This is a genomic window from Curtobacterium phyllosphaerae, assembly GCF_049341865.1.
Lineage (GTDB): Bacteria > Actinomycetota > Actinomycetes > Actinomycetales > Microbacteriaceae > Curtobacterium > Curtobacterium phyllosphaerae.
The window spans coordinates 179,967-202,521 of sequence record NZ_JBMPIU010000005.1 but is presented as its reverse complement, the minus strand read 5'-3'; the positions used below and the strand labels follow the sequence as shown (position 1 = coordinate 202,521).

Genomic DNA, 22,555 nt, shown 5'->3' with positions numbered 1-22,555 from the left:
CTTCCGGGAACCGAGCGGTTCCTGAACGGCCGGGAGGCTCGGATCCTGTCAGCGGGCGAGGTGACGGTCCGCGGTCTGCCGTGCCCAGGACTCGGCAGCGAGGACGCCGGGCAGGGACAGCTCCCCCGCCGCGTGCTCAGCGACGACCCGCTCCACGGTGTCGACGATGTCGAGGAACCCGATCGCGCCGGCGTGGAACGCGGCGACGGCCTGTTCGTTGGCAGCGTTGAACACCGCCGGGAAGGTGCCGCCCTGCTCGCCGACCTCCTTCGCGAGCCGCACCGCGCCGAACGCGTCCTCGTCGAGGGGCTCGAACGTCCACGTGCTCGCCCGGGTCCAGTCGAGCGGGACCCCGATGCCCGGCACGCGGTCGGGCCAGCCGAGGCCGAGCGCGATCGGCAGGCGCATGTCGGGCGGCGATGCCTGGGCGATGGTCGAGCCGTCCACGAACTCGACCATCGAGTGCACGATGGACTGCGCGTGGACGGTGACGTCGATGCGGTCGTAGGGTACGTCGAACAGCAGGTGCGCCTCGATCACCTCGAGACCCTTGTTGACGAGCGTCGCCGAGTTCGTGGTGACGACGAGTCCCATGTCCCAGGTCGGGTGCGCCAGGGCCTCCGCCGGGGTGACGTGCTCCAGCTCGGCGCGCGTCCGGCCGCGGAACGGACCGCCGGAGGCCGTGAGGACGAGGCGACGGACCTCGGTGCCGGTGTCGTCCCGGGCGCCGTCGGGGTGTCGGGCGCCGTCGTGATGCCGGGCGCCGTCGGGGTGTCGGGCGCCATCGTGGTGTCGGCCGGCGCGGAGGGCCTGTGCGATCGCGGAGTGCTCGCTGTCCACGGGGACGATCTGCCCGGGTGCCGCGGCCCGCTGCACGAGCGGACCCCCGACGATGAGGCTCTCCTTGTTCGCGAGGGCGAGCGACGCGCCGGTCTCGAGTGCGGCGAGGGTCGGGCCGAGTCCGACCGATCCGGTGATCCCGTTCAGGACGACGTCGGCCGCGACGGACCGGACGAGGCGCTCCGACTCGGCCGCGCCGAGCGCGACGTCGGCGACCCCGAAGCGTTCGGCCTGCGCGGCGACGAGGTCCCGGTTGCGGCCCGCGGTCAACCCGACGACCCGGAACCGGTCCGGGTTCCGGGCGACGACGTCGAGTGCCTGCGTCCCGATCGAGCCGGTGCTCCCGAGCACCACGACGTCCCGCCGACGCTCGGACGTCCTGGCCGACCGGGTGGCGGTCATGCTCAGCCCTTGGCGAGGATGTCGACGACGAACACGAGGTCGGCGTTCTTCGGGATGTTCGAGCCCTCCGGGGGGTTCGCGCCGTAGCCGTCCGCCGCCGGGATCACGATGAGGACCTGCGAGCCGACCTTCTGGCCGACGAGTCCGGTGACGAACCCGGCGATGAGCTGACCGTCGGCGACGGTGAACGTCGTCGGCTGGCCCTTCGACCAGCTGGAGTCGAACACCTTGCCGGTCGAGAACACGACGCCGGTGTACTGCACGAGCGCGCTGTCGCCCTTCGCGATGGTGTCGCCGTCACCCTGCTTCAGCACCTCGGTGGTGGTCTTCGTCGGCGCCGCGGCACTGCCGATCGTGATCTGCGGCTCGCCACTGGCCTTGTCCTTGACCGTCGGCAGGGACGGGTCCTGCTTCTGCGGCGTCCCCGTGGAGTGCGTCGCGACGGTCTCGATGATGTCCGCGACCACGACGATCTGCCCGGTCGTCTGGAAACCGAGGGACTTGCTCGGGCCGATGATCGCGAGACGCGACCCGACCTTGGCGCACCCGAGGGCATTGCCGAAGCCCGTCCCGCCCACGGAGAGGACCTGCGGGTTCCCGGAGTCGAACCCGACCGAACCGAGCTTCTGCGCCGTCGAGCCCTGGTACACCGAGTACGAGACCTTGACGAAGTCGCCGTCGGCGAGCCCCTTGCCGGATCCCTTCACGGTCTCGGTGGACTGGACCGTGCTCGACGACAGGCCCTTCTTGAAGGTCACGGTCGGGGCGGTCGTGCCGCCGAAGTCGCCCGTGACCTTGATCGCCTTCGAGGACGAGCCGGAGCTGGGGCACGCCGCGGTGGTCGCGCTGGCGCTCGGCGAGGTCGAGGCGTCCCCGGAACCGGAGCCCGAACACGCGGCGAGGCCGAGGACGACCGACGGGACGAGCAGGAACGGGAGGAGACGCAGACGGTTCACGGGGGCCTTCGGATCGATGACGTGCGCACGGTCCGCTCGCGGCGGCGGACCGTCACGATGGCGACCGAGGGACGCGTGACAGTCTGCCGCACGTTCCGCCGCACGTCGCCCATGCATCTGCTGTACGCGTGCGGACGCCGGCCGATCGCGGTGCGTCGGCCAGGGTGCCGTCAGTCGGAGACGGCGGTCGCGGCGACCCGGATGTCGGGCGTGTGGTGGACCGGGAACGCCATCGAGGCGGCGATGAAGCACAGGCGGTTCGCCTCGGCGTGGGCCGCCATCGCGTCCGCGGCCCGGTCCGTCTCGAGGATCGTCACGACCGGGTGGAGCACCACGCCGGTCATCCGGCCGCTGTGGTCGGGGTCCACCTCGAGCTCGCCGATCGCGCGGTCCTCGTAGTCCACCACCGTGAAGCCCTGCTCGGTCGCGACGTAGAGGTAGCTCATCATGTGGCACTGGGCGAGTGCGGCGACGAGGAGCTCCTCGGGGTTCCACCGGGCGCGGTCGCCGCGGAAGACCGGGTCCGCCGAACCCAGCAGGTCGTGCTTGCCGGCCGCACGGACGACGTGGTCGCGGTCGTAGTCGCGGTAGCCGCTCGTCCCCGTCCCCCGGTTCCCGGTCCAGGTCACGGCGACCTCGTAGTGGTGGTCGAACATGGGGGCCTCCTGGTCGTCGATACACTCCCATCATGACCGGAACCGACGCCGTCCGCACCGATCGTCACCCGCTCACGGCAGACGGCTCGGTCGAGTTGGCGGTCGTCGAACGTTCCGGGTTCGACGAGAGCCGCCACATCGGTGCCGGGGTCGTCGTGGACGCGGATGGCCGCGTGGTCGACGCCGTGGGCGACGTCGCCGCGAGCGTGTACCCCCGCTCGACGATGAAGCCGTTCCAGGCGATCGCGATCCGTCGTGCCGGGGCGTCGTTCGCGGCCGAGGAGCTCGTGCTCACCACCGCGAGCCACGCCGGTACCCCGGCCCACCAGGCGATCGCCGAGCACATGCTGGGACGGTTCGACCACGTCGAGGAGGACCTCGGTTGCCCGCCTGACATGCCGTTCGACCGGGAGACCGCTCGGCGGATGCCCGGTCCACGTCGGCTCGCGATGAACTGCTCCGGCAAGCACGCGGGCATGCTCGGCGCGTGCCGGATCAACGGGTGGGACGCGTCGACGTACCTCGAGATCGGGCATCCGATGCAGCAGGCCGTCGTCCGCACCGTCGAGGAGTTCACCGGCGAGCAGGTCGACGTCGTCGGCACGGACGGGTGCGGCGCGCCCGTGTTCCCGCTGACGCTCCACGGACTCGCGAAGGGGATCGCCCGCGTCGTCGGCCCGGACGACCCCGCCGGCGTCGCGCTCACCGATGCCGTGCTCGCGCACCCATGGGCGATCGACGGCGTCGGGCGCGCGAACACGACGACGATCGAGCGGCTCGGGATCCTCGCCAAGCTCGGCACCGAGGGGGTCATGGTGATGGGCGTGCGAGGTGCGGGCGCCGTCGCGGTCAAGGTGCTCGACGGTTCTCAGCGCGCCGGCACGCTCACGGCGCTGACACTGCTCGCCCGTGCGGGGTTCGTCCCCGCCGACGAGGTCCGAGCGGTCATCGCCGCCACTTCGGACACGGTGCTCGGCGGCGGCACGCCGGTCGGTCGGGTCCGCGTCGGCAGTGGACTCGCCCGGAGCTGATCGACCACGGCCCGCCGCGGCAGCACCGGGACGAACAGCAGGCCGGCCGTCTCGGCGTCGCGACCCGGCGCGAACTGTCGTGCCGGGTGCGCCGCGCGGAGATCGTCGACCAGACACCGGCCGCGCTCGAACCGGATGCGCACGCCGATCCCTGCTGGTGTCGGCTCGCTCCGGTCGCGGAGCCGCACCACACCTGCGAGCGGCCGTCTGGGCCCGCCGGTGCGTTCCCAGAACATGGCCGCTGCCGTCCCCCCGGTCGTCGTGCGGCCGAGCACGGTCGTCGGAGCGACTGCGCGGTGGCCGCGGACCGCGCAGCGGCCCGGGACCGCGAGGTGGCCAACGACCTCGCGGTGACCAGGGACGTCGTTGCGAACTGGGACCGCGTGGCGACCAGGGACCGCGCGGCTGTCCGGGCGCGCGTGGGGACCTGGCAGTGCGTCGGGGCCTGGGGGTGCGTGGCGACCTGGGACTGCGAGGCCCGCCAGGACGAGGTCGTCGCCGACCACCCGCAGCTCGACCCCCGGGTTGCTCCGCTCCGCCAGGTCGTGCACCAACGCCCCGAACACCGCCCGGGCGACGGGATCGTCCCCGATCACGGCGATGCCCGCCGCCGCGTCCCCGAGGACCGGTCCGAGTGCTGCGCGCGGTGCGCGGACCCCGCTGACGAGGTCGTCGAAGCTCGGTGCCAGGTCGCTCGGGCCGACGTACCCGAGCACGACGGGGACCCGGATGGGGCCGGTACCGCTCGGGCTCGGCCACTGGCCTGGGCTGCCGCCCGCGCCGATGCTGCTGCTGCCGCCGCCGCTGACGTCACTGACGTCGTCGACGCCGCCGCCGCTGCCGACGCCGGCGCCGCCGCCTCCGCCGCCGCCGAGAAGCGCGACTGCCGGCCGTCCCCGTGACGAGTGCGTGATGTCCATGGCACCCAGCGAAGCGCCTCCCCTGCCCATGACCGACGTGGCCCAGCCGCGCTGTGGAGCAACGACCGATGTGCGGGACTGGGGAGGAGTCGCGGCCGGACTACTGCACGAGGAAGAACTGCTCGCCGATGTCCACGCGGGCCCCTCGTTCCACGCGGTACCGGCGACCGGGCTCGCACCGGCGGATCGACCCGTCGACGTGGCGGACGACCGTCCCGTTGCCGGATGCCCGATCGGACACCCAGAGGTCGTCGCCGTCCCGTCCGAGTTCCAGGTGCGTCTTCGACACCGACTTCCCGGTGTCGACGATCGTCACGAGGTCGTCGAAGTGCTCCTCCGCGGTCGGGCGAGGCAGCCGTCCGACGAGCGCGGAACCCCGGACGCCGACACGCTCGCCCGTGCTGAAGTGCAGGACCATCGGGGTGCGATCCGGCGCTCGGGCGACGATGCGCGTCGCGTCGACGTCCTCGCCGTCCGACTCCGCGCCGTCCGCCTCCACGCCGTCCTGCGGCACGCGCTCCTGCGGCACGTCGTCCGGTTCCTCGGCGCTCGTGGGGACCGGTGCCGTGACCGGCCGGACGGCCGGGGCAGCCCCGGCACCATCCTCCGCAGCTGCGGCAGGTGCCGCACCCCCGTCCGGCGTCGTGCGCGGTTCGCCGGACTCAGACTGCGCGCGCGGATCCCCCGAGGACGCTCGACGGCCCGCCCACGCGACGAGACGTTCGCGCGCTGAGGGGGTCGCGCCTCCCGGAGCGGGTGGGACGGACGGTTCGTCCGCCTGGGACGCACCGTGCGCCTCCACGTCCGGCTCCCGGTCCGTGTCCGTTCCGTCGGCGGGCTCGACCGCCGGTCCGCCGAGCGCAGCGTCGTCGTCGGTCACGGACCAGTCCGGCCGCGCGAGCGGCAGCGGCACGACGGGTCCGGTGTACGCGGCGGTGACCGCGGACACGACGGCGCCGCACTCCTCGCAGAAGATGTCGTCCGGCTCGAGCAGGTGGCCGCAGACATGGCAGGTCGCCCCCTGCGCGCTCGGTGCGACGAGCGAGGCGGTGCGTGGGGCACGGTTCGGAGTGACGAGTGGCGGGACGATCGCAGTGTCACCGGGACGCGGCGCGTCGGCGTCCGGGCTCCCGGGGTCGGACACCCGGGAACCGTCGTCGGCACCGCGCGCACCGCCTCCTGCCACACCGGCCGGGATGACCGAGGCCTCGTCGTCCGAGGTGGCCGGCGCCGTGGCGTCGGGACGAGCGCGCGCGTCCGGGACCGCACCCGCCGCGGTCGCCTCGGTCGACGCACTCGGCCCACGGTCGATCCACCAGCTCGGAGCGGTGGGCGCCGAGGAGGGTGCCGGCGCGGCGGACGGGAGCTGGGAGCCGCTCGGTGTCCCGTCCGGGGCAGCTCGGCCCGGGACAGCTCGGTTCGTCTCGGCACGGGTCGGCCGTGCCGAGGAACCCCAGACGGGCGCGGTGTCCTCAGCGGCGGACGGAGCCACACCCGCGGCGCCAGCCCCGTCACGAGCGATGGCGTCGGCACTGCCACGGGCACCGGTGTCGGCACCGACACCGGTGCGGTCCACTGGGGCCGCCGGATCGACGTCGGGGCCGAGCCGGGGCTGCCGACGCGGCTGCATGCTGGACCCGCCGGACGGTGGGCTCGTGGGGAACGCGTCGGGGTCGAGGGGCGGTTCCTCGACCACGCGACCGGTCCAGTCGCCGAGCCCGGACCCCGAGCCGTGCACGTGCGTCGGAGCCGTGCGCGGACGGAAGTCGGCGGACTGCCCCTCGGCGGGGGCGGACGCCGGGCCGGCGTCCGCCCGGTCGCCGGTGAGCCACGCGCGGGTGGCGGGGTCGAGCGTCGACTCCGGCAACCACGCCTCGGACGCCGGGTCCCGGTGGACCCCGCGGGGTCCTGGAGCCCGGAGCGGCGGTGGGGTCGGCGCCGCCGACCGGCCGGGCGTCGACGTGCGACGAGCGGCGGTACCGGTGACGGCACGGCCGCACTCGCCGCAGAAGATCGCCCCGTCCGGGAGCGGTGATCCGCAGTGCTCACAAGTGATCACAGGTGACCTCCGTCCTCGTTCGGTCTCCGGACATCGTACCGAGCCGTCGTCCGGCCGCCGAACGCCGGGCGACGGCCGCGGAGCGACCGGGTCGAGGTCGCGCTGCGGAAGCGCTCCCACCGGGTGCGTCCAGTGCCGAGCTCGGCGATCGCGGCATCGGTCGCCGACCACATCCGCTCCGCCGTGTGCGCGTCGGTGTCGTTCGGCCCGAACACGGCATGGTCTGCGAGCGCTGCCAGGCCGGTGCCACCGCTCCCGGGCGCCACGTGGGCGACCTCGCGCCGTGTGGCGGACGTGCCGACCGGCACGCCTCGGTCGAGGAGCACGTCCCGGTACTCGTCCCACGCGCCCACCACGCGCGCGCGGCCGGTCGGCGCCCGCGCGCGTCGGCGGCGTCGGATGCGTTTCACGGCCACGATGACCGCGAACGGCAGGAGCACGAGTGCGACGAAGGCCAGGGTGCCGATCGCCCACGGCAGCGCGGCCAGCAGGATCTGCAACCAGAGCGGCGTCATGGGTGGCGTGTTGCGGTCCGCCTGCGGCGGGCTCTGTGTGTCCCGGTCCTGATCGGCGGCCGGCGGCGGCGGGACGACCGTCTCCGGGCGGGTGACCGGCTGCGGGGTCTGCTGCTGCTCGGCGGGGATCTCGCGGACCGGCGGGTTCGGGTCGATCGTGACCCAGCCGTACTGCGCGGTGTCGACCTCGATGCGGGCCGTGATGTCGCTGCCCCGGAACGTCGTCGTGTCCGCGGCGACGTCGTCGGTGGCACCGGTGCCGCTGCCGCTCGTGCCAGCACTGCTCGCGGTCGCCGATCCGGTCCCGGCGAACCCGAGCACGACCCGCGCCGGGAACCCGATCCGTTCCGCCATCAGCGCCGCCGCCACCGCGTACTGCTCGCCGTCGCCGATCATCAGCGGTGCGGTGAGCAGCTCCTGGATCCGGTCGGCACCGTGTCCGGACCGGCTCGGGCGCTCGTCTCCGACGCCGTGGCTCACGTACCCCGCCGCGCGGAGCGCCGTGATCATCGTCGTCAGCTTGCGGCCCGCTCCGGAGACGTCCTTCGTGTAGGCCTGCACCGTGTCGCCGACGGCCTCCGGCACATGGGTCGGCGTGGGCACGATCGCCGGACCCGGCCGGGCGCCGGCGAGCTGTCCGGAGGTCGGCTGGTCCGGGACGACGGCCGACAGCCGGTAGGAGGTGCCGCGCCCCACGCCGCCCACGACGGCAGCGGTGGCCGTGCTGCTGTTGTAGTAGAACGCGCCGCGCTCGTCGGCCGCGTCGGCTCCGGTGAACGAGACCTGCTCGAGATCGCCGACGGTCGGGATCCAGACGCCGTGGTACCCGAGGAGCTGGACGGACACGTCGACGTGGTCGCCGCGGACGTCACCGACGTCGACGGAGGTCGGCACCCGGCTGAACGTGCTCGAACCGCTCGCCCCGGACGACCCGCCGACCGAGTAGACGACGCCGTCGTAGGTGTCGAGGGTCGCGATCCGGACGAAGCCGTCCTCCGGCAGGCCGCTGACCCGGAGCTGGTCCCGGTTCGCCTCGTCGGACTCCTCGTACGCGCGGAAGCCGCTCAGCGGGCTGACGTAGTCCCGCGGATCGAACTGCCTGACGACGGTCGACCGAGCAACCTCACGGTCGCCCTGCGGCGCAGCCAGCACACCGAGACTCGTCGCGACGACGCCGGCGGCCGCGATCGTCGCGGTCCCGACGAGCGCCGGCCGGAGGATCGCGCGAGCGAACCCCACCCGGCCGCCGACCGTGCTCGCCACTGCGACGGCGCGGCGGACGTGGCGCGCAGTGAGCGCCCACACGAGTGCGAGGCCGACGAGCACCACGCCCGAGACGACGGGGTACCCGAGCGCGGTCGGTCCGACGACGATCGCCTCGGCGAACACGACGAAGGCCGGGATGCTCGCCAGTTCCTGCCGTCGGCTCCGGGTCGCGACGCTCACCGCCACGACCGTCGCGACGAGCGCCGATGCGAAGTAGGGGACGAGCAGCGACTCGTAGTCGCCGACCGGCAGGCTGATCGTGACGAGGCGTTTCCAGCCGAGTGCCACGGCGGAGGACAACTCGAGGACGCCCGACGGGGTCGGGAGCATGCCGTCGGCCGCCGACGGCACGGCGACCGGGACTCCGAACACCACGAACCCGACGACGGTGGCGAGCAGGACGAACGGGGCCGGGAGGCGCGTCACGGACCCGCCGAGCGCGATCACGCTCCCGACGACCACCGCGGTGATGCCGGCGACGAGCATCGACGGCGACCGGTAGACCGGCCACCACGCGACGCTCGCGACGCCGATCAACAACCAGACCGCGAGCGTTCCGCCCACGAGACGGGACACGCCGACGCCGCGCCGGCGAGCGACGCGCTCGGAACGACGAGTGGTGTGCCCGGTCGTCGGTGCCGCGCTCATGCCACGGCCGATCGGTGCAGCGCGTGACGGAGGTCGTCGAGGTACCCGATCGTGATGACGGTCAGGCCCGGGACCTTGACGAACCGCGGTGTGGCCTCGGCCTCGCAGATCACCGCGACGACCTCCACGCCGAGCGGGAACCGGGTCGCCGCCAGCCGCAACGCCGGGAGCCCCACGGTCGAGCCGACCACCAGGAACGCCACGGAGATGCCGGCGCTGTCCGTCCCCGCGATCCGGGCGACCTCCGCGATCGGCAGGCATGCGTCGGCGAGACCGACGGTGGCGAAGTCGTCGAGCAGGCGGGTCGGGGTCACGGTGGCCAGTGCGTGCACGGCGTAGACCGGGCGCTTCGCGAACTCGGGCGTGCGCTCCGAGACCACGACGCTGACGTCTCGTCCGTCGCGGATGGCCCGCGCGCCGAGGGAGGCCGCTGCGCTCACCGCGAGCTCGAACTCGTCCTCGTCCGCGAACTCCGCACGCCCGAGTCCGAGTGCGACCACGAGGTGCGACCGACGCGTGTCCTCGAACTGGCGGACCATGAACGCACCCGTCTTCGCGGTGGACTTCCAGTGGATCGTCCTGGGGTCGTCGCCCGGCTGGTACTCCCGGATGGCGTGGAACGCGATGTCCGATGGTGAGAGGTCGCGGGTCGCCTGCCCCTCGAGGTCGCGCACCAGTCCCGTGCTGGTCGACGGGATCGCGATCGTCCGGGGATGCACGATGACCTGCTCCCGCGTCGTCCAGATGAACTCGCGCCGGACCAGCCCCACCGGGTCCGCGCGGACGCCCGTCACCGGTCCGACGTCGAGCACCCCGCGGCGCTCGGTCGGGACCGGGACCTCGCGGACGACGTCGTGCTTCGGCGCGATGCTCGGGAGGGGGACGTCGACGAGACCGGCCCCGACGGGCACCTCGACGCTCGCTGCGACGGTCGGGATCCGGCCCGGGTTGCTGGCGATGAGCGTCAGGCCGGCGGGTTCCCCGACGGCGACGCGGTGTCTCGGCAGCTCCATGCGGATCAGGAGACGCGACCGGCCGACGAGGGCGATGGCAGCGACGACGACGAGCAGCGCTCCGGCGAACCCGACGACCACGACCTCGCCGAGGTGGAAGCGGTACCCCAGCACGAACGCCCCGAGCGTCAGCGCGGCGACGGACCACCCGAGGCCCGTGACCACCGCAGACACCTCCTCCCATGCTCCACGGCAGGCCCGGAGCACGGTCCGCCAGATCCGGACGACCCCGACGACGGTGTCCGCGGCCATGCCCTCGCAGTCGCCGACGATCCGGGTGCGGACGTTCGTGAGGCCGGCGACCGTGCGCTCGGAGGTCGGACGGCCACGCCGCGACGACCGGACGGACCGGCGCCGGGACCGCGTCGACGTGTCGCCCGGCTGGCGTTCGACCCGGCGCTCGTCGGGGACCGGACGGTTCGTCATCGACGCGTCCGACCGCGGTTCACGGTGCGACCCGATCGGCGGGCGGTGGGGTGTCGACGAGCAGCTGTGCGATGACGCTCGAGGTGCTGACGCCGTCGAACTCGGCCTCGGCGTCCAGGATCAGGCGGTGCGCGAGGATCGGCTCCGCGAGCGACTTGACGTCGTCCGGCGTGACGTAGTGGCGTCCGCTCACGGCGGCGAGGACGCGTGCCGCGCGGATGAGTCCCATCGCACCGCGGACGCTCACGCCGAGCCGGACCTCGCTCGCGGCGCGCGTCCCGTCCACGAGCCGAGCGACGTAGTCCGCGATCACCGGGTCGACGTGGACGGTCCGGGCCAGCGCGGCCATCTCGGTGATCGTCGCCGCGGGGACGACGCTCGCGAGCGGGACCGCCGCCGAGGGAGCGGATGCCGTCTCGAGGATCTTGACCGTCGCTGCGTGGTCCGGGTACCCGATGGACGTCTTCATCAGGAACCGGTCGAGCTGCGCCTCGGGCAGGCGGTAGGTGCCGGCCTGTTCGACCGGGTTCTGGGTGGCGATCACCATGAACGGTGCGCCGAGACGATGCGTGACCCCGTCGACCGTGACGGCGGACTCCTCCATCGCCTCGAGCAGGGCGGACTGGGTCTTCGGGCTCGCGCGGTTGATCTCGTCCGCGAGGACGATGTTCGCGAACACGGGCCCGCGGTGGAACTCGAAGTCCGCGTGCTTCTGGTCGAACACGCTGATGCCGGTGATGTCGCCCGGGAGCAGGTCCGGGGTGAACTGGATGCGGGTCGTCGACCCCTGGACGCTCTGGGCCAGGGCTCGGGCCATGCTGGTCTTGCCCGTGCCCGGGACGTCCTCGAGGAGCAGGTGGCCCTCGCTGAGCATGGCGGTGACGGCGAGCCGGATCACGAACGTCTTGCCGAGGAGCACCTGCTCGACGTTCGTGACGATGCGACCTGCGACGTCGGCGAACCAGGTGGCCTGCTCCGGGGTCATGCTCATGCGGGTGTCGTTCCTCGTGTGTCGGGGGTGCGTCGGGACGGCGGTCGTCAGGACGTCGGGACGAGTCTGGCTGTTCTCGGCCGGGCGGACGTCATTGCTTCACTGTCTGCGTGTCGGAATCGACGTAGTTGCTGTCCCCGATCGTCACGGAGGTGTCCACCGAGATCGACGTCCAGTCGGTCGGCAACGTGTCGCCCTTCTGCCACGCCGTGGTGCCGTCGTCGTGCTTCGCGCTGCACTGCAGCCCGAGTGGTCCGGAGCAGACGGTGATCGCGTAGGTGTTCGTCCCGGACGGCGAGTTCACCGGGTCGGCGAACGCGATCGTCCCGCTCGCGCCGGAGAGCGAACCGATGCGCGCCGTGACCGGACGCACCGCCCCCACCGCGTCGTTGGTCGTGCAGTAGTCCGCGGTCGAGGTCCGACAGGCCGTGACGGTCACGGCGAGCGGGGCGCCGTACCGCGCGGGCGTGATCACGACCTTGCCTCCGGTCGTCTGGAGCGACGAGCCGTCGGACAGCGTCACGACGTAGTGGTCGACGCTGCCGGTCGCCGCGAAGGCCTGGACGACGACGTCGAAGTCGCCGCTGTCGTCGGAACGCCAGGTCCCGGTGCTGCCCCCGACGTTCTCGATCGACGCCTCGGCGGTCGGGGTCCCCGGCGGCGTGTAGCTCCGGACGTTCTGCGGCGTGCTCGCCGTGCAGAAGATGCCGTTGTCGGCGTAGGCGACGTACTGGTAGTCGCCGTCCCCGCCCACGGTGTCCGTCACGGTCGCACCGGTGAAGGTCTTGGACGAACCCGCCGTGCTGCACCCGCTCGGCACGGTGGTGTTCGGATCGAAGCGCGCGATCGTGAAGGTCGTGGCGGGACCACCGGCCCAGTCGCTCTCGGCGGCCCGGGCGGACACGGACGTCTGCCCGGCGCCGTTCGCGGTGCCCGTCACGGTGATCGTCGGCGTCGCCGGGGTCCCGACCGCCGCCGCCGGGGACGACGTCGTCCGGTTCCAGTCCGCGTCCGACACCACCAGCGCGCTGTTGGTCGCGTAGACGGTCGCGGTGTACTGGCCGCCGGGCTGGAGGCCGTCGAACGCCACCGAGGTCGTCGACGGGCCGACGTTCTGGGTCTGTGTGCCGGTCGGACCGTTGAGCGTGACGACGTACCCGCTGATCGCCGACCCGGGACTCGGCGTCGGCACGGCGTTCCAGGCGGCGACGATGCGGTTCGGGGTGTCCTTGCCGGCGGTGGCCGTCACCGACGTCGGCGCGCCGGGGATGTAGTCCGCGCTCATCAGCGAACTCGACGCGGACGGGTCCGAGCTCCCGATGGCGTTCACCGCGACCACGGTGAACGTGTACCGCTGCCGCGGATCGAGGTCGGCCAGCGTGCACACCGTGCTCGCCCCGCAGTCGTGCGTGTACGTGCCGCCGTTCGACGGACGGCCGGTGACGACGTACCGACTGATCGGCGAGTTGTTCGACGCCGGCGCCGTCCAGGTGAGCGCGACGGTCCCGCCCGTGTACGAGCCCGTCCTGCTCGGCGCGCTCGGCTGGTCGGGGACGTCCTGCACAGAGATGGTGACGTCGCCCCAGACGCGGCGGTCCGGGTCACCGGTGGCGTCCGCGACCTGGTACTGCAGATGGGTGTCCGCGGGCTGGGCCGAGCTCGACACCGAGACCGTGAGCCGGGACCGATCGGAACTCGGCGTGACGCTGAGGCCGGCCGGGATGCCGCCGTCGAGCCCGCGGATCGCCACGACCTGCAGCGGCTCGCCCGGGAACGGGTTCGTCGCGGCGTCGTTGGCGAGGACGTCGATGGTGGTGGTCGAGCCGCGCTTCGTCACGGCGAGGTCGGCGGCGGGCTGGACGAGCGGTCGGGTGGAGCCGACGACGGCGATCGAGACGGTGCCCGCCTGACCCTGGTTCGCGTCGTCCGCGACACCGATCCCGACGCCCGCGGTCGACCCCTTCGGGGTGCTGTCCGCGACCCGTACCGTCAGCTGCTGCCCCGACACGGTCGCGGTGGTGCCGTCGTCCGGCCGCGAGAGGACGGAGTAGGTGAGCTCCCCCGTGTCACGCGGGTACGGGTAGTTCGTCAGCTTCGTGAGGTCGAACGTCCGCGTGTCGCCCGGCTGCATCTCCACGCTCGTCCCGGTGAACTGGGGAGGCTGGTTGGCGCGCGGCAGCACCCGGATCGGCAGGACCAGCGTCGCGGTGCGGCCCTTGCCGCCGTTGGCCGACGAACCGTCGGTGACCTCGAACGAGATCGAGGCGTTGCCGAAGTACAGCTTGGCGGAGGTGAACGTGAGTGTGGAGGAGTCCACCACGAGGTCGCCGCCGCTCGCGTGCGTCGCCTTGACGGTGCTCGGGTCGGTGATGCGGGCGGTCGAGCCGTTCGCGGTGACGACGTACCGCGACAGCGGGATCTGGATCGACGACTCGCTCTTGACGCTCAACGCGGGCGCCGTGCGGTTCAGCTGTGGCAGCGCGTCGGCGAAGCCGGGCACCTGCACGAACGCGTACGAGACGATCTCGGGGTGGTCCTTCCGGGCTACGGAGAACGGGATGGTCTGGCCCGCGTCCGCGATGGTGACCTGGATGCGGCCACTCGGCGTCACCTTCGCGTTCTGGGTGTACCCGTCGACGAGACCGACCTGCAGCTCCGACGTGGAGCCCTCGGCGAAGAAGACGTTCTTCAGGACGTCCACGTTCACCGTCCTGCGGTGCAGGATGTCGACGAGGTCGAGGATGCTGTCCGACACCTCGGGCCGGAGTGGCTGTGCGTCCGTGTCGACGGTCACCGTCGCGAACGCCGTGCTCATGCCACCGGTGGCGTTCTGCACCGTGTAGAGCACCGCGAAGTCGCCCGACCTGGCCGTCGGAGGCGGCGTGATGCGGACTTCCTGGCCGTGGACGATCGTCGCGCGGACACCGGAGCCGTTCGGCTGGACCCTGGTGACGGTGAGCTCGCCGCCGTCCGGGTCCGAGTCGTTCTCGAGCACGCGGACCGTCACCGTGCCACCCGGCCGGATCGTGACGTGGTCCGGTTCGGCCACCGGGTTCGACGCCTGGTTCGCCCGCGGCGCGATGCCGACCCGGATCGTGCCGGTGGCGCGGGCGCCGAGCGCATCGACGATCGTGTACGTGAACTCGTCGGTCCCGGCGGAGTAGTTGCCCGCCTCGTAGACGAGCGAGTTGCCGGTGACCGAGCTGACCGAGCCCTTGTCCGGGTTCGACGCGACGCCGACGAGCTGGACGGAGTCGCCGTCGGGGTCGATGCCGGACACCGGGACGGTGACCCGGACGGACTGGCCGGCGATCACGCGCGCGGTGATGGTCTGCGGGACCGGCGGGGCGTTCGTGGCGGCGTCCCGTTCCCGGACCGCGATGGACACGACGGCGTCCGCGTGCTGGCCGTCCGGGCCGTCGACCCGGTACACCGCGGTGTAGTTCCCGGGCGTCTGCGGCGCGAGGTAGCGCAGCTCGTCACCCGAGACGAAGAGCAGGCCCGCACCGCCCGGGACGTTCTGGACGAGGTCCGGCTCGAGCGTAAGCGGTTCGCCGTCGGGTTGGGAGTCGTTCGCGAGGACGTCGATCGAGGTGACGTCCCCGACACGCACGGTCGCGCTGTCCGGTTGCGCCACGGGCGGCTGGATGTGGTCCGGCTGCGGGATCTCGATCACCGTGACGCTGCCGACCGCCGACGCCAGGCCGTTGGTCTCGTCGTAGGTGAAGGAGACCGCACCCGCGAGCGGGGCGGTGAGCGTGACGCGGACCGTGTGCTGGTCGAGCACGGTGGCCTCGACGCCGGAGCGCGGTGGGATCCCGTTCACGCCGGTGACGAGCAGGACGCCACCCGCCGGGTCCCGGTCCGTCGCGGTCACGTCGGTGTCCTTCGTGGACAGGGTGTGCACGAACACGGTCTTCGGCGTCGTCACCGGAGCTGTCGACGCGTCTGGCGGCGCGAGGACGGTGACCCGGACGATGCCGGTGGCGGTCTTCGTGCCGTCGGTGACGGTGTACTCGAGCTGGTGGTCCCCGAGTGCATCGCTCGTGAACACGAACGTGCCGGCGTCGTAGCTCGGCGTGACGACGGCCCGCGCGATGCTCGGCACGCTCGTCAGGGTCACGGTGCCGTTCCCCCCGCGAACGTGGTCGAGGGGACTGACCGTCAGCGGCTTGCCGGCGTAGGCCGGGACGGCGAAGGCGTCGGCGACGAGGGGGACCTTGCCCTGGCCGGAGACGGTCACGTCGAGCGTGCCCCGGCCCTGGTCGCGGCCGTCCGAGACGACGAGCCCGACCGTGCGCTTGCCCGTCTCGCCGCTCTTGTCCTGGAAGTCGACGACCCCGTCGGGCGTCGTCGACACGGCGTCCCCGTCCGGCGCGGTCGCCGAGACCAGGTAGACCGGGTCGCCGTCCGGGTCGACCCAGTCGGAGAGCACGTTCGTCGAGACGTGACCGTTCTGAACCGACACGGCGTTCGTGTTCCGCACCTGCACCGGCGCGGAGTTCTCGTTCGGCTGCTTGATCGACACGGTCACCTTCGCGGAGGCGGTGCCACCGTTGCCGTCGCTGATCGTGTAGTCGAACGAGACGGATCCCGTGGCCTCGGCGTTCAGCGCGATCTGCAGCTCCTGCTGGTCGTCGATCATCGCGACGGAACCGATGCTCTTGTCGATCCCGGTGGTGCTGTCGATGACGATCGGATCGCCGTTCGGGTCGTAGTCGTTGAGCAGCACCGGCAGGACGGTGGTGCGGCCCGGGCGCGCACCGAGCGAGTCGTCGACCGCGACGGGCGGCTTCTGCTCGGTGTCGACCTGGGCGTCGTCGTCCGAGGTCTGCTCCTGCTGCTGCTGACGGTCGTCCCGCTGGATCAGGTCGTCCCAGTTGTCGATGAGCTGTCCGCTGCGGTCGATCGCCCAGGTGCGGCCGGAGTCCGGGTCGTTCGCCACCACCGTCGAGCCGTTGTGCTGCACTGCGAGCTCGGCGCCGCCCGGGACGTTCGAGAGCCGCTGCACGGCACGACCGTCGCACGTGTCGATCGCCTGGCCGCCGGCCCAGGCCGCGTACGTGCACGCGCCGTCGACGAAGGGCCGTGCCGCGTTCCCGGAGACGGGCAGCGACTCCGCGGTGACCGCGCCCGACGGCGACACGCGGAGCAGGCCCGCCGCGCTCGCCACGACGACCGACGACCCCGACTCGGACGACCGTTGGAGCGCCGCACGGCCCGACACGCGGTCGCCGAGGGCGATCGAGCGACCGTCGACGTGGAGGACGTCGTCCGTCCGGTCGAGCACCGCGACGTGCGACCCCACGGCCGCGACCTGGAAGTCGTGCCGGCGCGGCATGGTCATCGTCGTCGACCCCGACACGGACAGCGACGAGCCGACGTCGACCAACGACGCGGTCCCGGTCCGCGGCGAGTAGACCGCGACCGTGGAGTCGTCCGCGTCGAAGACTGCGTCGGCCCCGAGCGTCAGTTCCGGCTTGGACGACGCGTCGAACTGCCCGAGGTCCGCCGTGCCGGCCGACCACAGCTCCCCGGTGTCCCCGTTCCCGATGACCGCGGTGGACCCGGCGAAGAAGACCTGCGGCGACCCGGACGGGAGCGTGACCGGGTCCCCCAGGGTGGCGTCGGCGGTGTCGACCCGGGTGATCGTCGCCTTGGTCTCGTCGACGCTGTACACCGTGCCGCCGTGCTGGACCACGCTCAGCGTGTCGGTGGCGGCCGCGATCGCGGTGTTCAGCTGGAGCACGCCGGTGTTCACGCGACCGACCGCACCGTACTCGGCGCTCGGCACCCACACCGTGCCGTCGCCGAGGTCGACGCGCTGCGTGTGGTACCCGCTCGACACGACCGCGGTCGTCGCGACGACGGCGCCGACGAGCACGGCGACCGCACCCGTCAGGACGGCCGACCGATGTCCGCGGACGAACTCGCGGAACACCTAGTCGCTCCCGATCGTGACGCACTTCTGCGCGCTCGGGTCGCCGTTCTTGCCCTGCCGGTTGACGGTCACGGTGATGCATTCCTCGTCGCCGCGTGCACCCGTCACGACGAACGTCGTGCCGGACTGCTGGCTCGTGCCGTCGCTCGAGGCGATGAGGTAGGTGTCGTTCGTGTCGAGGCCCGGGTCCGCCCACCGGAACGTGACGGAGGTCCCCGACACCCCGGCCTTGATGTCCGAGACGGTGGGGATCGCGGAGGTGCCGGTCCGGGTGACCAGCACGCCGACGGTCACGCCGAGGGCCACCACGACGGCACCGGCGACGATGCTCGCCCAGAGCAGCGTCGCCCGGCTCTGCGGCCGACCTCGGGTCACGGAGCCGGTCCGGTGCACGGTGCCGACGCTCTGCGCGGCGTTCGCGACGACACCCCCCTGGGTCGGTCGACGGGTGCGGCGCCGCCGTCCGTTCGACGCCGGTACGGCATCGCGGAGCACGGTGCGCTCGGCGGTGTCCGGGACGGTCGCCCGGGCCCAGCTCTCGACCGCGACGTCGGCCCCGGTCTGCGACAGTCCGAGCTCGGCCTCGACCTGCTGCAGACCACGGACGAACTCCATCACCGTGGCCGGACGGTTCTCGGGACGACGCGCCATCGACGTCGCGAGCAGCCGCTCGAGCGAGGCCGGGACGTCGCTCCGTCCGGTCGGCTTGACGGTGCCCCGGTCGATGCGCGCCATGAGGTCGGAGGCACCGTTCTTGCCACCGGGGACCTCGAACGGACTCCGGCCGGCGAGCAGGGAGTACACGGTCGCCGCGAGCGAGTAGACCTCGGACTGGATCGAGCCGCGGGACTCGTCCATCAGGACCTCCGGGGCCGACCAGGGGATCGACATGCCGATGGGCTCGTCCGGATCGGCTTCACCCAGGGTGGCGGCGATGCCGAAGTCGGACAGCACCGGGTTGCCGTACGCGGTCTGCAGGATGTTCGACGGCTTGATGTCGCGGTGCAGCACGCCTTCTCGGTGGGCGGTCTCGAGGGCCGCCCCGATGCGGATGCCGATCGCGACGGCGTCCGAGACGGCGATGGGCTCGCGGCGGTAGCGCTCGCTCAGCGACGAGGAGCAAAGCTCCATGACGAGGTACGGTCGGCCGTCCGACGAGACGCTCGCCTGGAACACCGTGAGGATCGAGGGGTGCGTGCTCAGTCGGGCCATCAGGTTGGCTTCCGAGGAGAACATCTGGCGGACGCGGTCGTCGACGACCTCGTCGAGGAGCACCTTGACCGCGACCTGTCGGCGAGGCATGTTCTGCTCGTACAGGAAGACGTCGGCGAAGCCGCCCGAACCGAGCACGTGCACGTGCGTGAAGCCCGGGATGACAGGAGGAGGGGACGGCAGGCGTCGAGCCATGTCATCTCCTTCCGACCAGGCGCTCCGGAGCCGCGCTGGCGATCGCGGCCCGACAAGTCTACGGAGCGCCGAGGACGTCCCGACCCGCCCTGTGGAGAACTCCGGCGACCGGCTCCCCCAGTTCGGGGGTGACGCGGGGTCGGCTCGCGCGGTCGCGGACCTCGCGTGACCGGTCGGCGCCCGGGGCTCGGGCGTGCCCGCTCAGATGGCTTCGTGGCGCGGCAGCGTGTCCTCGACGTCGCGGAGCGCGGGGACGGCATCCACCCGCAGCACGACGACCGTGACGTTGTCCCGGCCGCCGGCCACGATGGCGTCGCCGACCAGACGTTCTGCGAGGCGCTGCGGATCCGGTTCCTTGGCGGCGATGCGGGAGATGCCGACGTCGCCGATCTCCTTCGTCAGGCCGTCCGAGCAGACGATGTAGCGGTCGCCGGCGTGCAGCGGCAGCGTCCAGAAGTCCGGCTGTGGCGGCTCCCCGAACCCGACGGCCCTGGTGATGACGTTGCTGTCCGGATGCGACTCGGCGTCCTCGGAACGGAGGAGCCCGGCGTCCACCATCTCCTGCACGACCGAGTGGTCGACCGTGACGCGTCGCATGGAGCCGTCCTCGATCCGGTAGGTCCGCGAGTCCCCGACGTTGAACACGAGCATCGCCGGGACCCCGGCGGTCGCGACGAGCGTCAGACCGGTCACCGTCGTCCCGGCACCGATCGCGTTGCCGCCGGCCGCCCGCTCGATGTCGACGGTCGCGACGGCGAGTGCGGCCTCGATGTCCTCGCGCGACCCGAACGGTCCGCGGGACACCGAGCCGAGCCGCCGGACGACGGCGTCACTCGCCCGGTCGCCGGCCAGGTGACCGCCCATGCCGTCCGCGACCACGAAGTACGGGGCGTCGATGAGGTAGCTGTCCTCGTTGTGGTCTCGTCGACGACCGACGTCCGTCGCCGCGCCCCACGAGAGGGTGACGGCAGCACCGCCGGCGCCCGGCACGGGGATGGAGAGCGCCGATGCTGGTCGGCCGAGTTCGGTCACGGAGTTGGTCTCTCTGCGTTGGGGAAGCCCGTCCCTGCGTCCGGGAAGCCTGCGGCGGGGTCGACGTCGACGGTCCTGCGCCGCAGATGCGGTGACAGGATCTCGATCGCGTTGCCGTCCCCGATGTCCACCACCGTACCGGTGAGGACGACCATCGTGGCACCGGCGCGCATACGGAGTGGCGGCGCGCCCGGCACGCGGACGAACGTGCCGTTCGTGGAACGCATGTCCTCGACCACGACCGCCGCACCCTCGGCGTGGATCGTCACGTGGGTGGCGGACACCTGACCGGTGGGCGAGGGCACCGCGAGCATGAGCGGCTCGGACCCACGTGGGATCCGCGGTCCGGCGGGGCGGCGACCGAGGACCACCGGCCGGTCGAGTGGTACCACCCGATCCCCCAGGCGGATCGACGCGACGCGACGCTCCGGAGCGGCGGGCTCGACCGGGGATGCCGGACGACCCGACACGGCGCTCCCCGCACCCGACCGCCGCGGCCGGATGACCGTGTCGGCGAGGGGGTCGCCCGCGCCGTCGGTCGGGACGGACGTGCCGATGGGCCGGAGCACGGTGTCCGCCAGGTCCTCGGCCTCCGGCGAGACGGCACCTGGACCGGTCCCGGACGGGATCGCCCGGCGCGGCCGGATGACGGTGTCGTCCACGTCGTCGTCCGGCATGTCGGTCCCCCCTCGGTGGTCCGTCAACCGTAGACGATCCGCTCAGTCCGGTTCCACCGCCGTCCACGCCGGACGGCGTCCGAGCCGACACCACCGCTGGACGAGCAGCGCCAACGGATCGGTGGGATCGATGTCGAGCGCATAGGAGGCACGCGTGAGCGCCTCCGGGCACCGTCGCGTGCCCCAGGAACACCACGCCGCCACCGCCAGCGCGCCGGCGACACCGCCCGGGTCGTCCGCGGCGCGCCCGCCAGAGGTCGCCCAGCGCTGCCACGCCGCGACGCACCGGTCGCCGGCGGTCCGCAGCACCATCGCCGACGGCGCAGTGCCCGCGCCCGTGAGCGCGTCCGGGAGGACCCAGGTCACCAGCTGGACGTCCGACGCCGCACCCACCGGCCGGCCGACGTCCGCCACCAGGGCCAGCCGCGTGCGGAGCGCGGTGCACGCGGTCGTGATGGCGACACACTCCCCGCTCACCAGCGGACCCCCCGATGGTCGGGCGAGCGCCCGTGCCGCCGCGCCGAGCGTCACGCTCGCCGCGATCTCCCGTGGGTACCGCCGGTGTCCCTGCCCGGATGTCGTCGTTCGCGAATTCGTCATGGCGGCATCGAAGCGCAGGTGGGGCCTCCAGGCCGGTCGTCGCAGTCCGCCTGTGGACGGACGGCGCGCCGACTGCGTTGTGCAGGAACGACCCGCCGCCCGCCCGCGATCAGCGGGCAGTCGGCGCGAGGCTCTCCGCCACGAGCTCCCACACGCCGTCGACCTCGTCGACGACGACCCCGACCGACCGCGCCCAGTCCCGGAAGGCCGTCATCCGGTCCACCTCGGGGCGCGCGGTGCCGAGCAACCGTACGAGCCGCCCCTTCGCGGTCTTGTTCCAGTGGTTCAGCGCCCGTCGGCGGCCGTCCGTCCCCTCGCTCACGACGCGCAGCGGCACAGCGGCGTCGAGCGGTCCGAGTGCCCGGTACCCCTCCGATCGCAGGTCCAGCACCAACCCGCCCGCCGTCCGCCGTTCGAGCACCGGCGTCACCGCCGCCGGCCAGAGCGTCGCCAGCCGCAGGGCACCGAGTCGCGAGTCGTGCGACAGTCGGTACGCGGGGAGCCGATCACCGGCGGCGACCGGCCCGAACATGGCCGACTGCACGACCACGTGGTCCGCCCACCACGCGGTGGTTGCTGGATCCGCCCCCGCTGCCCCGAGGGGGTCGTAGAGCACACCGGTGTACCGCTCGACGGCCGGGAGGCTCGGGGCACCCTCCAGGACGAGGTTGCGGAACCGCTCCCCGACGGACCTCGGACCCAGCTTCAGCGCCCGCCGCGCGGTCGCCTCGTCGGAACTGACGGAGCGGGCCGCGGCAATCGCCGCGACCCGCTCTCCGGTCAGCTCCGGGAACGCGAGCGCCCCCAGGTCGAACGGTCGGTCCTCGTCGCCGCCCTCCCGCTTCGTCTCGGACGGCGGGAGGAGGACGGTGAGCGACGTCCGGTGGTCCTCGGTCAGCCGCGGCCTCCGGCGGTCGCCAGCGCGGCCTGCCGCGCCACGATGGTCACGGTGTCGTGCTCCACGGACAGGAATCCGTCCTCGGCGTCCGCGGCGACGGTCGAACCGTCCGCCCGCGTGATGCGCACCTGACCCTGCGCGAGGATCGCGAGCATCGGCTCATGCCCGGCGAGCACGCCGATCTGGCCCTCCGTCGTCCGCGCGACGACCATGGTGGCGTCGCCCGACCAGATCTCCTGATCGGCCGAGACGACGCTCACGGTGAGACCAGCCATGA

At 72.7% G+C, this 22,555-nt stretch carries 16 protein-coding genes; 2 read left to right on the top strand and 14 right to left on the bottom strand.

From position 1 onward, the window contains the following. Nucleotides 1–48: 48 nt before the first annotated feature. From ACO0E0_RS10960 to ACO0E0_RS10950, 3 genes are all read right to left on the bottom strand, one after another. Nucleotides 49–1,242 (bottom strand): 1-deoxy-D-xylulose-5-phosphate reductoisomerase, encoded by a 1,194-nt coding sequence (locus tag ACO0E0_RS10960; protein ID WP_422871448.1) that lies wholly within the window; start codon nucleotides 1,240–1,242, stop codon nucleotides 49–51. Nucleotides 1,243–1,244: 2 nt separating this feature from the next. Further along, nucleotides 1,245–2,198, bottom strand: a complete 954-nt coding sequence (locus ACO0E0_RS10955; protein WP_422871447.1) for an FKBP-type peptidyl-prolyl cis-trans isomerase — start codon at nucleotides 2,196–2,198, stop codon at nucleotides 1,245–1,247. Between the two features lie 170 nt (nucleotides 2,199–2,368). Further along, a complete protein-coding gene (locus tag ACO0E0_RS10950) occupies nucleotides 2,369–2,854 on the bottom strand; it encodes an OsmC family protein (protein WP_422871446.1) in 486 nt (161 codons plus the stop codon). A 32-nt stretch (nucleotides 2,855–2,886) separates the two neighbouring features. On the opposite strand from ACO0E0_RS10950, the gene ACO0E0_RS10945 reads away from it, so the two are divergent. After that, a complete protein-coding gene (locus tag ACO0E0_RS10945; protein ID WP_422871445.1) occupies nucleotides 2,887–3,885 on the top strand; it encodes an asparaginase in 999 nt (332 codons plus the stop codon). A gap of 350 nt (nucleotides 3,886–4,235) precedes the next feature. Further along, nucleotides 4,236–4,787: a hypothetical protein gene (locus ACO0E0_RS10940; protein ID WP_422871444.1), complete on the top strand. Its 552-nt coding sequence runs from the start codon at nucleotides 4,236–4,238 to the stop codon at nucleotides 4,785–4,787. A gap of 118 nt (nucleotides 4,788–4,905) precedes the next feature. On the opposite strand, the gene ACO0E0_RS10935 is transcribed toward ACO0E0_RS10940, so the two are convergent. From ACO0E0_RS10935 to ACO0E0_RS10885, 11 genes are all read right to left on the bottom strand, one after another. Further along, nucleotides 4,906–6,864 carry a zinc-ribbon domain-containing protein gene (locus ACO0E0_RS10935; RefSeq protein ID WP_422871443.1) on the bottom strand — a complete coding sequence of 653 codons (1,959 nt, stop codon included), beginning with the start codon at nucleotides 6,862–6,864 and terminating at the stop codon, nucleotides 4,906–4,908. After that, nucleotides 6,861–9,293 (bottom strand): transglutaminase-like domain-containing protein, encoded by a 2,433-nt coding sequence (locus ACO0E0_RS10930; protein ID WP_422871442.1) that lies wholly within the window; start codon nucleotides 9,291–9,293, stop codon nucleotides 6,861–6,863. Before ACO0E0_RS10930 ends, ACO0E0_RS10935 begins: the two co-directional genes overlap by 4 nt. Continuing rightward, nucleotides 9,290–10,732 carry a DUF58 domain-containing protein gene (locus ACO0E0_RS10925; RefSeq protein WP_422871441.1) on the bottom strand — a complete coding sequence of 481 codons (1,443 nt, stop codon included), beginning with the start codon at nucleotides 10,730–10,732 and terminating at the stop codon, nucleotides 9,290–9,292. Before ACO0E0_RS10925 ends, ACO0E0_RS10930 begins: the two co-directional genes overlap by 4 nt. A gap of 19 nt (nucleotides 10,733–10,751) precedes the next feature. Continuing rightward, a complete protein-coding gene (locus tag ACO0E0_RS10920; RefSeq protein WP_422871440.1) occupies nucleotides 10,752–11,723 on the bottom strand; it encodes an AAA family ATPase in 972 nt (323 codons plus the stop codon). Between the two features lie 91 nt (nucleotides 11,724–11,814). Then, nucleotides 11,815–17,664, bottom strand: coding sequence for an Ig-like domain-containing protein (locus ACO0E0_RS10915; protein WP_422871439.1), 5,850 nt, complete (start codon nucleotides 17,662–17,664; stop codon nucleotides 11,815–11,817). Further along, the gene (locus tag ACO0E0_RS10910) at nucleotides 17,665–19,071 is read right to left on the bottom strand and encodes a serine/threonine-protein kinase (protein WP_422871438.1); all 1,407 of its coding nucleotides are present in this window, start codon (nucleotides 19,069–19,071) and stop codon (nucleotides 17,665–17,667) included. A gap of 201 nt (nucleotides 19,072–19,272) precedes the next feature. Then, on the bottom strand, nucleotides 19,273–20,103 hold the full coding sequence (locus ACO0E0_RS10905) for a PP2C family protein-serine/threonine phosphatase (protein ID WP_422871437.1): 831 nt from the start codon (nucleotides 20,101–20,103) through the stop codon (nucleotides 19,273–19,275). Beyond that, nucleotides 20,100–20,780 (bottom strand): FHA domain-containing protein, encoded by a 681-nt coding sequence (locus tag ACO0E0_RS10900; protein WP_422871436.1) that lies wholly within the window; start codon nucleotides 20,778–20,780, stop codon nucleotides 20,100–20,102. Before ACO0E0_RS10900 ends, ACO0E0_RS10905 begins: the two co-directional genes overlap by 4 nt. Before the next feature lie 42 nt (nucleotides 20,781–20,822). Then, the gene (locus ACO0E0_RS10895; RefSeq protein ID WP_422871435.1) at nucleotides 20,823–21,380 is read right to left on the bottom strand and encodes a hypothetical protein; all 558 of its coding nucleotides are present in this window, start codon (nucleotides 21,378–21,380) and stop codon (nucleotides 20,823–20,825) included. 109 nt (nucleotides 21,381–21,489) lie between these two features. Further along, the gene (locus ACO0E0_RS10890) at nucleotides 21,490–22,278 is read right to left on the bottom strand and encodes a YaaA family protein (RefSeq protein WP_422871611.1); all 789 of its coding nucleotides are present in this window, start codon (nucleotides 22,276–22,278) and stop codon (nucleotides 21,490–21,492) included. Continuing rightward, nucleotides 22,275–22,553, bottom strand: a complete 279-nt coding sequence (locus tag ACO0E0_RS10885; protein WP_422871434.1) for a F0F1 ATP synthase subunit epsilon — start codon at nucleotides 22,551–22,553, stop codon at nucleotides 22,275–22,277. The genes ACO0E0_RS10890 and ACO0E0_RS10885 overlap by 4 nt, the downstream gene beginning before the upstream one ends. Nucleotides 22,554–22,555: the final 2 nt, after the last annotated feature.